An 11,791-nucleotide genomic window follows, 5' to 3' on the forward strand; every position below is an offset into this window, starting at 1 on the left:
TCGGGCGGTCAGGCGCCCAGTTCCTGCGCCAGTTCGCGGGAACGGGCGGCTGCCGCCGCCGCGCCAGCGGCGATGACCTCCCCGAGGCCCGCCTCTTGCATCGCGGTCAGTGCTGCGATGGTCGTACCGCCCGGTGAGCTGACGCGCTGGCGCAGCACCGATGGCGAGTCCCCCGAGTCGAGCAGCAGGCGGGCGGCACCCACGAACGTCTGAGTGGCGAGCGCGTTCGCGAGGTCGCGGTCGAGCCCCTCGCGCACGCCAGCCTCCGCAAGTGCCTCGACCACGGCGTAGAAGTACGCCGGGCCCGATCCCGACACCGCCGTGACGGCGTCAAGGTGGACCTCATCGTCGAGCCCCACGACAAGCCCCGTCGCGGCGAGCATGCTCGCCGCGAGCTCGAGGTGGGCGGGTGTGGCGTGTTCGCCTGCCGTGATGGCCGATGCGCCGTGCGCCACGATCGCAGGGGTATTGGGCATACAGCGCACCACGGGCGCGCGTGAAGGCAGGCGCGACTCGTAGAACGAGGCGGGCAGGCCCGCAGCCACTGTCAGCACCAGCGCGCCGTCGCGATAGACCGGCGCAATCTCCTCCAGTGCCGCATCGGCATCTTGCGGCTTGACGGCGATGACGAGCACCTCGGCGTCTGCGGCGGCGTCGGCGATCGAGTCGGTGCCCTCAATGCCGTGGCCCAGCGCGAGGGCCTCTCGGCGCGCCTGATCGCGCTCGGCCACCACGATGTCCTCCGCGGGCCACCCCGCCACGCGCAACGCGGTGATGATGGTTCCGCCCATGACGCCGCCGCCGATGATGGCGACGCGAGGCTTGGACGGCGTGGGTTCGGATACGTGCTCGCTCATGAGAGTCAGGCTAACGCCACCCCGGGCGCACGTGTCAGAAGGGGAACAGGGCGTAGAACTGTTCGGCCTCGTCCGCCGGGCCTGTGAGAGTCAGCACGGTGGTGCCGTTGCGCCACACAATCTGCTCGCCGCCGTCGACCGCGACGGTCGCGCGCTCGCCCACCTGAGCGTCGCCCACCTCGACGGGCTGACGGTCGGTGCCGTCCGCAGCCAGGGCCTCGAATTGAGCCGTTGCATCGGCCTCGTTGTAGTGCTGGATGGCGCGCACGGTGAGGTCCGTGGAGCCGTCGGAGTAGGTGAGGTCAGCGATTTCTGCCGCCCGCGCACTCAGGCCAGCGTCGGCGACGTTGGGAGCGGCGATGCCGGTCATGGAGAACGCGCCGACCGTGCTGGGCATCGCGGCCTGGAAGTCGGTGGGGTTGTCGATCGTGATGGGCTCGATGGTCGCCTCGGCGGCGGGCTCGACGAGCACCTCGGGGGTCAAAGCGACCGTGTCGTCTTCAGGGCCGAACAGCATCCACGCGGCAAACCCCAAGCCGCCCATGACGAGCAGGCCCACGATGATGAGGAAGACGGTCGAGCGCCACCAGGGGTCCTTCACGGGTGCGGGGTCGCTGGTGCCTTCGCCGCCGCCGCCTTCCACGGCCGGGTGACCGGCGAAGCCGAGCCCGGCAGGTTCCCCCGCGACGGGGACGGCCGTGCGGAAGCTCGGGGCGTACGCAGGGGCGTCGTTGGCGATCTCGGGCAGGTCCGTGGGCGGCGTCGCAGCGTTCGACGGTTGGTGGCCGTCCTGGTGCGTGTTCCACGGCGCGCTCGGCCGCTCGGTCGCGGAGACCGATGCGCTGGTGGCCACGGTGCCCGGCCCACCCCCGGCGCTGAGCGAGGCAGACAGCACTGCGGCGTCACCGAGTTCGCGGAAGGGATCGGGAGCCGAGGGTGACGTGAGGCGCGGCTGCGGGGCCGTGTCGCCCATCGCACTCCACACGGGGCCGCGTGCCGAGGGCATGATTTCCTCATGTCCGGGCGCTGAGACGGGAGAGATGACCTCGGCGTCCTCGGCTTCGATGGGCTGCGGTACGACGGGGATAGTGCCGGTGGACGGCACCGAGGGCTTCGATGGCGCGACCGGTTCGCGAGTGGCCGGCGTGACCGCGGGGGCACCATGCACGGAATGCCAGGGGCTAGAGCCTTGAGGGTGCGTCGAGTCGGCCATGGGGCCCAGCGTACGACCGCGGGTGTTCTCGCGCACGCATGTGGGGTGGCGCTCGCGTGTCAGAGCAGGGCGTTAGCGTGGGCCCATGGCCGCCTCCACCCGCACCTCGAAGCCCGCGTATCACTGCACCGAATGCGGCTGGACGGCCGTCAAGTGGGTGGGCCGCTGTGGCGAGTGCCAAGCCTGGGGGAGCGTCGTGGAGGCCGGCGCGGCGACCGCCGGACCCACCACCAAGGCCACGGCCGCGACCACACCGGCGCGTCCCATCGGCGAGATTGACGCGACGGCGTCCGAGCGACGGCCCACCGGGGTGGCCGAGTTCGACAGGGTGCTTGGGGGCGGGCTCGTGCCCGGCGCAGTTGTCCTCCTCGCCGGTGAACCAGGGGTGGGCAAGTCGACCTTGCTGCTCGATGTCGCGGCGCGCGCGGCGCGCACGGGCCGCACCGTGCTGTACGTGACCGGAGAGGAGTCCGCGGGGCAGGTGCGCTTGCGTGCCGAGCGCATTGGCGCCCTCGACTCGGGCCTGTTGCTGGCCGCGGAGACCGACCTGGGTGCCGTGCTCGCCCACATCGAGGCGCAGGACCCTGGGCTGCTGCTGGTCGACTCGATCCAGACCATCGCGTCAGCATCGATCGACGGCGCTGCGGGGGGCGTCAGCCAGGTGCGTGAGGTCGCTTCCGCTCTCATCCAGGCCGCCAAGTCGCGGGGCTGCCCCATGGTGTTGGTGGGTCACGTCACTCGCGAGGGCACGGTCGCGGGGCCGCGCCTCGTCGAGCACCTCGTCGACGTGGTGTGCCAGTTCGAAGGGGAGCAGCACTCGCAGTTGCGGCTGCTGCGCGCCATCAAGAACAGGTTCGGTTCTGTGGACGAGGTGGGCTGCTTCCAACTGCTCGACACGGGCATTGAGGGCGTCGCCGACCCCTCGGGGCTGTTCCTGTCGCGCGAAGGCGCGCACGTCGCGGGCACGTGCGCGACCATCACCATCGACGGCAAGCGCCCCCTGCCAGCAGAGATTCAGGCGTTGGTCGCGCCGAGCGCGCTGTCGAATCCACGCCGCGCGACGTCGGGCATCGATTCGTCCCGCGTCGCGATGATCCTCGCGGTGCTCCAACGGCGTGTGGGAGTCGCGGTGGCCGCCGACGATGTCTACGTGTCGACTATCGGCGGTGCCAGGGTCACGGAGCCCGCGGCCGATGTCGCGCTGGCGCTCGCTCTCGCGTCCGCCCGTGCTGACCGGCCGGTGCGCGAGGGGCTCGTCGCCATCGGCGAGGTCGCCCTGTCAGGGGCGGTGCGCCCGGTGACCGGCCTGGGTCAGCGGGTTGCCGAGGCGGCGAGGTTGGGATTCACCGAGGTCCTGGTCCCCGCAACGGCGCAGGCCGTGGAGGCCCCGGCAGGGGTCACGGTCCACGCGGTGGCGACCATTCGTGAAGCCGTCGAGCGGGCCGTCCCCCGTTCCTAACCGTCAAATGGATCCATTTTCATCGCGAGGGCGGGAAGGCGGGAAGGCGGGAAGGCGGGAAGGCGGGAAGGCGGGAAGGCGGGAAGGCGGGAAGGCGGGAAGGCGGGAAGGGCGGGAAGGCGGGGAGTGCGGGGTGGGGCGACTAGCTGACGAGTTCGAAAGCGGACTCGGCCGCGGCGATGCCTGCCACGGACACCGCCGCTCGGTAGTGGCCCGCCGGTGCGGGGCTGTCCACAGGCTCACACGAGTCGTTGTAGCGGTAGCTCGACCAGGTTGCCTGCAGGGCCTCGCGGTCTCCTGGCTGCAAGATCCACTCGCCCTCAGCAAACACGGGCCCCTCGCACCACGCGGAGTCGTAGTAGACGTCATCGCCCGACCGGACCCGCAGGGCGGAGCCGTCGGCGGTGGTCGACAGCTTGCACGCGGCGGTTCCCACATGCTCGACGCCCACCTCGAACGCGGCCTCCGACCCGGCGTTGACCTGGGTGGGAGAAGCCACCGCCGTCACGAGAACGTCCTCCGCGGTGCAGGGGCGAGAAGGATCATTCGGGGCCGCTGAATTGGCGCCTGCCGAGTTGGTCACTCCCGGCTGAGGTGAGGTCGTGGTCGAGGGCGTCTTGGACTCGCCTTCGCCGCCGGTGAGCCCGCGGATGACGAGCCAGATCACGACGATCACGACTGCAGCGGCCACGAGGACCACGGCACGACGAACCCAGTACACCCGAGGCTCTTCGTCGCCCACAGGATTGCGCAGTCCTCTCACGGCACGCTCCTTCCTGTGAGCCACCGTAACCCCGCGTGCGGCTGGGACAATGAAGCCATGCCGCGCCAGCCCGAGTCCGCCATGGTCGATGCGGTCATCGAGTGGTTCGCTCACGCGGCCCGCGACCTGCCGTGGCGAGCGCCTGACTGCACGCCCTGGGGCGTCCTGGTCTCGGAGATCATGCTCCAGCAAACGCCGGTGGCGAGGGTCGAGCCGGTGTGGCGCGAGTGGATGGAACGCTGGCCGACTCCGGCCGATCTCGCGGCGTCCAGCCAGGCAGATGCGGTGCGAGCATGGGGACGGCTGGGCTACCCGCGTCGCGCGAAGCGCTTGTGGGAGTGCGCGCAAGCGCTCGTGACCCGTCATGCTGGCGAGGTCCCCAGCGAGGAACAGGCCCTGCTGGCCCTGCCGGGCATCGGGGCCTACACCGCCGCCGCCGTGCGGGCCTTCGCCTTCGGTGAGCACGACGTGGTGCTGGACACCAATGTGCGTCGCGTGATCGGCCGGGCGTGGCGCGCACAGCCCTTGCCGCCTGCCCACCTCACCCGTGCCGAGCGCGAGCACGCGGCCGCGCTCGTGCCCGCCAGCGCATCGGCCGCAGTGGCGTGGAATGCCGCGGCGATGGAATTGGGTGCGCTCGTGTGCACGGCACGTGCGCCCCGGTGCGCGCAGTGCGTGCTCGCTGCTGATTGCGCGTGGCTCGCTGCCGGATCGCCGGGTCTCGACGCGGCTCCCAGGCGCACCCAGGCGTGGCACGGGACGGATCGACAGGTGCGCGGTCGCATCATGGCGCTCCTGCGCGCCGCACACGCGCCGCTCAACATCACCGGCCAGGCATCGCTCGACGACATCGAGCCCGGTCAGCTCGACGCTTGCCTCGAGTCGCTCGTCGGCGACGGCCTGGTGACCGTCGCCGACGAGGCGCGCGGGCTGTACCGCCTGTAGTGGCGGCTCGCCGCCGGGAGTTAGGCGGTGTGGTGGGTGCCGTCGATCGCGTACTTCTCGATGGCCTCGACCTCGTCGAAGGCCAATGGCGGGAAGTCGAGCGACGCCACGGTGGTGCGCAGTTGCTCGGCGCTCGACGCTCCGACCAGGGCGGACGTGATCCTGTCGCCTCGCAGCACCCACTGCACGGCCAACTGGGCGAGGCTCTGGCCGCGCTGCTGGGCGATGTCGTTGAGGGCGCGCGTGCGCTCGAGGTAGGTCTGCGTGATTTGCTTGCCCGACAGGAACACCGAGTGGGTCGCACGCGAACCCTCGGGGATGCCGTTGAGGTATCGATCGGTCAGCATGCCCTGCGCGAGCGGGGAGAACACGATCGAGCCCACGCCCTGCTCCTCGAGGGTGTCGATGAGGCCGTTCTCCGGTCCGCGCAGGTACATCGAATAGGGGAACTGGTGAATGAGCAGCGGGGTGCCGAGTTCCCGCAGGATCGTCGCGGCCTCGACCGTGGCCTCGGGCCCGTAGTTAGAGATGCCCGCGTACAGCGCCTTGCCGGACCGCACGGCCTGGTCCAGCGCCATCATCGACTCCTCGATGGGCGTGTCCGGGTCCGGGCGGTGGTGATAGAAGATGTCGACGTAGTCGAGACCCATGCGGTTCAGGGACTGGTCGAGCGATGCCAGCAGGTACTTGCGCGAGCCCCACTCGCCGTAGGGACCGGGCCACATGTCGTAGCCGGCCTTGGTCGACACGATGATCTCGTCACGGTAGGGCTTGAGGTCCTGCGCAAAGATGCGCCCAAAGTTGGATTCGGCGGAACCGGGCGGCGGGCCGTAGTTGTTGGCGAGGTCGTAGTGCGTGACACCAAGGTCGAACGCCGTGCGGATCATGTCGCGCATGACCGTGTCCTGGTTGGCGCCACCAAAGTTGTGCCACAGCCCTAGGCTCACGCCCGGTAGGCGCAGGCCCGAGCGGCCCGAGCGGCGGTACTGCATGGTGTCGTAGCGGGCAGCGTTGGCCACAAAAGGATCGTGAATCATGTTTCCCAGGCTACGCCGGGTCTGTGACGCAGGGGTCCCAGGGACGTCGGGCATAAGGTGGTGCTGTCCTCGTACGACGGCAGAAGGAAAGTCATGGACGCTGCACTGTGGATCGCCGTGATCGCGTTGGCCGCGGTCTTTATCCCCTCGGGCATCGTGCATGCCTTCAAGGGCAAGAAGGGCGCCCTCGCGGTGGGTCAGGAGTGGGCCAACGACTTCGAGGACAAGCACATCAGGCTGATCGGTGTGGCGGAGATCATCGGCTCGCTCGCCGTCGTGGTCTTCCCCATCGTCGACTTCCAGTCCTGGGTGGTGCCCTTCGCCGCTGCCGGGCTCATGGTGATCGGAGGCGGTGCCGCCTTCGTTCACATTCGCCGCGGCGACCCGCTCGCCAACATCACCGTGCCCGCTTTGCTCATGGTGATCGCCCTCATCGTGTTCGTCGGGCGCATCGGCGAATTCAAGCTCGGGGGCTGACCGCCCACCACTGCTTAGCGCAGCATCACCGGCACCCGCGCCCAGCCGCCCACCGGCGGCGTCTCGCGGTGTGCCTGGTCGTCCTCGGCGTGCTCGATCCAGGCGGTACCAGCCAGCAGTTCCTCGACCACGACCCTGAGTTCCATGAGCGTGAGGTCACGGCCGGGGCACACGTGCGCCCCGGCGCCGAACACGAGGTTGGCGTGGGCATTGCCCGCGGGGTCGTACGCGTCGGGGTTGCCGAACACCTCGGGGTCCCGGTTGGCTGCGGTCCAGTTGAGCATCACCGTTGACCCGGCGGGGACGGTGACGCCCTCGACCGCGTGATCGGCGGTCGCAGTGCGGCGATTCGTGATGAACGGATCGTCGATACGCAGCATCTCCTCAACGGAGGCAGCGACGGCCGCCTGGTCCCCGGCCTCAACCAGGGCGCGGACATCGCGTTGCACCGCGGGCCGCTCGGCGAGCATGTGCACGATCACGCCGATCGACGCGGCAATCGAGCCCAGGTCGCCAGCAGTCCAGTTGCGCAGCACCGAGACGATCTCCTCGTCGGTGAGCGGAACGCCATCGACGGTGGCCTCCATCACTTCGCCGGTGACGTCGGTCGCGGGCCGGCCACGGCGGGCGTCCATCAGGTCGTGGATCATTGCGTCGAAGCGTTGGGCCACGTCGGACGTGCGCGCGCGGTCGCCCGAACGGGTCGCCGCGTGGTTGTCGGCCATCCACGTCACCAGGCTCGCCTCAAGGGAGGTGGGCCAGCCGAGCCACGCCGACTGCGTGCGCACCGCAAACGGCACGCCGAGGGAGGCGATCGCCGTCACCGTGACGTCCCGGGGCAGGCTCGCCACGAGCGTGCGGGCCACCTCGCGGCACTGCGGCTCCTGGGCCGCCACCCGCTCGGGCGTCAAGAACTGATCGATGACCTCGCGGTAGGCGGTGTGTTCCGCCCCATCGAGGCTGTTGGGGATGGCGCGGCGCGTGGGATGGGCGCTGGAGAAGGTGTGCGCATCGAGCGCGATGGCCACGACCGCCGCATGCGACAGTGCCACGTACGAGCCGTCCTCGTGCGCCACAGGGCAGCGCGAGCGCAGGGCGTCGAGGCGTGAGCGCTCGTCCGCGTCCAGTGGCGCGGACTCGTCGGCTTCGTGAACAGCATCAGCGTTGTCGAGCACGGGGACTCCTTGCGGTCGGGGGACCGTTTTTCAGCCTACCGCCAGAAAAACGCACTGCCCGCCAGTGCATCGTCCCTGCTCTTAACGCCGAGTGGCCCGGTCACCCTGCTGGGTGACCGGGCCACTCGGGCTTCACGGCCGATGCCGTGGCTGGCTTACTCGTTCGAGGCTGACGCTTCGGGGCTGGGGGTTCCGGAGCCTTCAGCGCGGGGGACGTCGGCGCCCTCGACCTCATCCGGACGGCCGCCCACGCGGACCTCGCGGTCCTCGGCGAGGGGCTCGCCCACGATCGAGTCACGGTCGACGCCCGTGAAGGTGAACTCGCCCAGGATGCCCTCACCCTCAGCGTCCACCTTGACCAGCTGGCCGGAGGTGACCTCGCCGAACAGGATCTTCTCCGACAGCGGGTCCTCGATCTCGCGCTGCAGCGCGCGGCGCAGCGGTCGCGCACCCAACACGGGGTCGTAGCCCTTCTCCGCGAGCAGCTGCTTGGCCGCCTCGGTGAGCTCGATGCCCATGTCCTTGTCCTTCATGCGCTCGTCGAGACGGGCGACCATGAGGTCCACGATCTGGACAATCTCGTCCTGCGTGAGCTGCGGGAAGACCACCACGTTGTCCACGCGGTTGAGGAACTCGGGCTTGAAGTGCTCCTTGAGCTTCGAGTTCACCAGCTTCACCATGTCCTCGTAGGAGTGTCCGGCCTCGGACACCACGGAGAAGCCCGTCGCCTGGCGACGCGAGATCGCGTCGGCGCCCAGGTTGGTGGTCATGATGATGATGGTGTTCTTGAAGTTGACCTCGCGACCCTGAGCATCGGTCAGCTTGCCGTCTTCAAGGATCTGGAGCAGCGAGTTGAAGATGTCGGGGTGGGCCTTCTCGACCTCATCGAACAGCACCACGGAGAACGGCTTGCGACGCACCTTCTCAGTGAGCTGGCCGCCCTCTTCGAAGCCGACGTAGCCGGGAGGCGCACCGAACAGGCGGGCCACCGTGTGCTTCTCGCCGTACTCGGACATGTCGAGCGAGATCAGCGCGCCCTCGTCGCCGAACAGGAACTCGGCGAGGGCCTTGGCGAGCTCAGTCTTTCCCACACCGGTGGGGCCGGCGAAGATGAACGAGCCACCAGGACGCTTGGGGTCCTTCAGGCCGGCGCGGGTACGACGGATGGACTGGGCGAGGACCTTGACGGCCTGCTCCTGACCGATCACGCGCTTGCGCAGCTCGGACTCCATCGACAGCAGACGGCTGGACTCGTCGGAGGACACGCGGGTGACCGGCACGCCGGTCGACATTGCGAGCACCTCGGCGATCAGGTCCTCGTCCACCACGGCGGCCACGTCGAGGTCGCCCGACTTCCAGGCCTCCTCCTTGGCGGCGCGCTCCTCGGACAGGCGACGCTCGACATCGCGCAGCGACGCGGCCTTCTCGAAGTCCTGCTCGTCGATCGCCGACTCCTTGTCGCGGCGCACGTCCGCGATCTTGTCGTCGAGGTCGCGCAGCTCGGGAGGCGACGTCATGCGGCGAATGCGCAGGCGCGCGCCCGCCTCGTCGATCAGGTCGATCGCCTTGTCCGGCAGGAATCGGTCAGAGATGTAACGGTCGGCCATCTGCGCGGCGGCGACAATCGCATCGTCCGTGATGGTGACGCGGTGGAAGGCCTCGTAGCGATCGCGCAGACCCTTGAGGATCTCGATCGCGTGGCTCAGCTCCGGCTCCGGCACCTGGATGGGCTGGAAGCGGCGCTCGAGCGCGGGGTCCTTCTCGACGTGCTTGCGGTACTCATCGAGCGTGGTTGCGCCGATGGTCTGCAGCTCGCCGCGGGCCAGCATGGGCTTGAGGATCGACGCGGCGTCGATCGCGCCTTCGGCGGCACCCGCACCCACGAGGGTGTGGATCTCGTCGATGAACAGGATGATGTCGCCGCGGGTGCGGATCTCCTTGAGGACCTTCTTGAGGCGCTCCTCGAAGTCACCGCGGTAGCGCGAGCCGGCCACGAGCGAACCAAGGTCGAGCGTGTACAGGTGCTTGTCCTTGAGGGTCTCGGGCACGTCGCCGCGCACGATTGCCTGGGCCAGGCCCTCGACCACGGCGGTCTTGCCCACGCCGGGCTCGCCGATCAGCACGGGGTTGTTCTTGGTGCGGCGCGACAGGACCTGCATCACGCGCTCCATGATCATTTCGCGGCCCACGACGGGGTCGAGCTTGCCTTCGCGCGCGGCCTGCGTGTAGTTGCGGCCAAACTGGTCAAGCACGGTCGAACCGGCCGGGGTGCCCTCCTGGGGCCCACCGCCGCCAGCGGTCGCGGGCTCCTTGCCCTCGTAGCCGCTGAGAAGCTGGATGACCTGCTGGCGCACGCCGCCCAGGTCGGCGCCGAGCTTGCCGAGCACCTGCGCAGCCACGCCTTCACCCTCGCGGATGAGGCCCAGAAGGATGTGCTCGGTGCCGATGTAGTTCTGGCCCAGCTGAAGCGCCTCGCGCAGCGACAGCTCGAGCACCTTCTTGGCGCGCGGGGTGAAGGGGATGTGGCCGGACGGGGCGTGCGAGCCCTCGCCGATGATCTCCTGGACCTGCTCGCGCACGCCGTTGAGGGAGATGTCCATGGCCTCCAGGGCCTTCGCTGCGACGCCCTCGCCCTCGCGGACAAGGCCAAGGAGGATGTGCTCCGTCCCGATGTAGTTGTGGTTGAGCATGCGCGCCTCTTCTTGCGCGAGCACGACTACACGACGGGCTCGATCGGTGAACCGTTCGAACATGATTTCCTCCTCGTTCCATCCGGCCGGGGCCGGGGGGTCGCCGCAGTGTCCTGGGGCTCCTGGATCCAGGCTAACCAGGCGGGGGTGGTGCTCATGCCCGTGTTCGCCACAGGCGTGAACTGGATTCGGGAGGGCCGATGCGCGGGCCGGCTCGCGCATCGGCCCTGACCCAGCCGCCGGGCTGGGACGACGCAGGGGTTGACCTATCGATAGTCGTTGCGTATCGTTTTTCAATAACAACGAAAGTCGATATGGGGGGCGCCATGAACGACAGCCGCATGCCAGACAAGTCCGACCGCATTGCCACGTATTTCTCGGCCGCCATGGTGGCAGCCGTCGCGGCGACGTTTGTGTGGCTCGCGATTCAGCGAGTGCGCGAGGTCGCGGCGGGCGGCGCGATCCCGGTAGAGGTGCCCGTCGACGAGGAGGCGGTCTCCCTTCCCGTGGGACCGGGCGGTGCCATGGAGGAGGCCGCCGCGACCACCGCCATCGTGGGCGTGGAGGACCCCGCGAGCGCCACCCTGTTCGCGCTCTACGCCCAGCCGATCTGGATGGCCGTCGCGGTGTGCGCCGGCCTCGCGATCGCGCTGGCGTTCTTCCGACGCCTCGCGCGGGGGCGCGCGTTCGACAAGGGAACGGCGGCACTCGCCTGGGGCGGTGCGACGGTCCTCACCGCCGGGTGGTTCGTCGGCGGCATCCTCACCGACATGACCACCAACGGCGCGCTGTCGGCCATCAGCGACGGCTCTTACGAGGCGCTGACCTTCGAGACGGACATCTTCCCCGTGGTGGCGACGCTCATGGTGGGCGCGGTCGCCGTGGCACTGCAGATCGGCGAGAAGCTGCAGCGCGAGAGCGAGGGGCTCGTGTGACCCCCGCGGAGCCGGTCGACGACTCGGGGATCCACTGCCGCCTCGACGAACTCCTGGCGGCCAGGGAGATGACCCTGACCGCGCTCAGCGAGGCGGTGGGTGTGTCGGTGGTGAACCTCAGCGTGCTGAAGAACGACCGCGCGAAGGCCATCCGCTACTCGACGCTCACCGCGATCTGCGAGGCGCTCGGCTGCGAGGTCGGGGAACTGCTGGTCCGGGTGCGCTCGTAACCCGGGCATG

The 11,791-nt window shown here is 69.4% G+C and carries 11 protein-coding genes; 5 read left to right on the forward strand and 6 right to left on the reverse strand.

What is annotated here, in order from left to right; all coding sequences use genetic code 11:
* Positions 1 to 8: 8 nt before the first annotated feature.
* A complete protein-coding gene (gene proC / locus ACK5NO_RS07405) occupies positions 9 to 857 on the reverse strand; it encodes a pyrroline-5-carboxylate reductase (protein ID WP_416812027.1) in 849 nt (282 codons plus the stop codon).
* Between the two features lie 34 nt (positions 858 to 891).
* Positions 892 to 2,070: a hypothetical protein gene (locus ACK5NO_RS07410; protein WP_416812028.1), complete on the reverse strand. Its 1,179-nt coding sequence runs from the start codon at positions 2,068 to 2,070 to the stop codon at positions 892 to 894.
* 85 nt (positions 2,071 to 2,155) lie between these two features.
* On the opposite strand from ACK5NO_RS07410, the gene radA reads away from it, so the two are divergent.
* Positions 2,156 to 3,529, forward strand: a complete 1,374-nt coding sequence (gene radA / locus ACK5NO_RS07415) for a DNA repair protein RadA (RefSeq protein WP_416812029.1) — start codon at positions 2,156 to 2,158, stop codon at positions 3,527 to 3,529.
* 142 nt (positions 3,530 to 3,671) lie between these two features.
* Here radA and ACK5NO_RS07420 read toward each other — a convergent pair whose 3' ends face one another.
* On the reverse strand, positions 3,672 to 4,292 hold the full coding sequence (locus ACK5NO_RS07420; RefSeq protein ID WP_416812030.1) for a hypothetical protein: 621 nt from the start codon (positions 4,290 to 4,292) through the stop codon (positions 3,672 to 3,674).
* Positions 4,293 to 4,349: 57 nt separating this feature from the next.
* On the opposite strand from ACK5NO_RS07420, the gene ACK5NO_RS07425 reads away from it, so the two are divergent.
* Positions 4,350 to 5,237 (forward strand): A/G-specific adenine glycosylase, encoded by an 888-nt coding sequence (locus tag ACK5NO_RS07425; protein ID WP_416812221.1) that lies wholly within the window; start codon positions 4,350 to 4,352, stop codon positions 5,235 to 5,237.
* 20 nt (positions 5,238 to 5,257) lie between these two features.
* Here ACK5NO_RS07425 and ACK5NO_RS07430 read toward each other — a convergent pair whose 3' ends face one another.
* A complete protein-coding gene (locus ACK5NO_RS07430) occupies positions 5,258 to 6,274 on the reverse strand; it encodes an aldo/keto reductase (RefSeq protein WP_416812031.1) in 1,017 nt (338 codons plus the stop codon).
* 93 nt (positions 6,275 to 6,367) lie between these two features.
* Here ACK5NO_RS07430 and ACK5NO_RS07435 point away from each other — a divergent pair, with 93 nt between their 5' ends.
* A complete protein-coding gene (locus ACK5NO_RS07435) occupies positions 6,368 to 6,751 on the forward strand; it encodes a DoxX family protein (RefSeq protein ID WP_416812032.1) in 384 nt (127 codons plus the stop codon).
* Positions 6,752 to 6,765: 14 nt separating this feature from the next.
* Here the strand turns inward: ACK5NO_RS07435 and ACK5NO_RS07440 are convergent, their stop codons facing one another.
* A complete protein-coding gene (locus tag ACK5NO_RS07440; RefSeq protein WP_416812033.1) occupies positions 6,766 to 7,926 on the reverse strand; it encodes a cytochrome P450 in 1,161 nt (386 codons plus the stop codon).
* A 155-nt stretch (positions 7,927 to 8,081) separates the two neighbouring features.
* Complete coding sequence (locus tag ACK5NO_RS07445) at positions 8,082 to 10,679, reverse strand: ATP-dependent Clp protease ATP-binding subunit (protein WP_416812034.1); 2,598 nt, start codon at positions 10,677 to 10,679, stop codon at positions 8,082 to 8,084.
* 263 nt (positions 10,680 to 10,942) lie between these two features.
* Between ACK5NO_RS07445 and ACK5NO_RS07450 the strand changes: the two genes are divergently transcribed.
* On the forward strand, positions 10,943 to 11,551 hold the full coding sequence (locus tag ACK5NO_RS07450) for a hypothetical protein (protein WP_416812035.1): 609 nt from the start codon (positions 10,943 to 10,945) through the stop codon (positions 11,549 to 11,551).
* Positions 11,548 to 11,781 (forward strand): helix-turn-helix domain-containing protein, encoded by a 234-nt coding sequence (locus ACK5NO_RS07455; RefSeq protein WP_416812036.1) that lies wholly within the window; start codon positions 11,548 to 11,550, stop codon positions 11,779 to 11,781. Before ACK5NO_RS07450 ends, ACK5NO_RS07455 begins: the two co-directional genes overlap by 4 nt.
* Positions 11,782 to 11,791: the final 10 nt, after the last annotated feature.

The sequence above is a fragment of the Demequina sp. genome, from assembly GCF_047975725.1.
Classification (GTDB): Bacteria; Actinomycetota; Actinomycetes; order Actinomycetales; family Demequinaceae; genus Demequina.

What these genes read in the sequence shown, in the direction of transcription:
- proC (WP_416812027.1), bottom strand. Translation starts at nt 857, where the DNA reads ATGAGCGAGCACGTATCCGAACCCACGCCGTCCAAGCCTCGCGTCGCC.
- ACK5NO_RS07410 (WP_416812028.1), bottom strand. Translation starts at nt 2,070, where the DNA reads ATGGCCGACTCGACGCACCCTCAAGGCTCTAGCCCCTGGCATTCCGTG.
- radA (WP_416812029.1), top strand. Translation starts at nt 2,156, where the DNA reads ATGGCCGCCTCCACCCGCACCTCGAAGCCCGCGTATCACTGCACCGAA.
- ACK5NO_RS07425 (WP_416812221.1), top strand. Translation starts at nt 4,350, where the DNA reads ATGCCGCGCCAGCCCGAGTCCGCCATGGTCGATGCGGTCATCGAGTGG.
- ACK5NO_RS07430 (WP_416812031.1), bottom strand. Translation starts at nt 6,274, where the DNA reads ATGATTCACGATCCTTTTGTGGCCAACGCTGCCCGCTACGACACCATG.
- ACK5NO_RS07435 (WP_416812032.1), top strand. Translation starts at nt 6,368, where the DNA reads ATGGACGCTGCACTGTGGATCGCCGTGATCGCGTTGGCCGCGGTCTTT.
- ACK5NO_RS07445 (WP_416812034.1), bottom strand. Translation starts at nt 10,679, where the DNA reads ATGTTCGAACGGTTCACCGATCGAGCCCGTCGTGTAGTCGTGCTCGCG.
- ACK5NO_RS07450 (WP_416812035.1), top strand. Translation starts at nt 10,943, where the DNA reads ATGAACGACAGCCGCATGCCAGACAAGTCCGACCGCATTGCCACGTAT.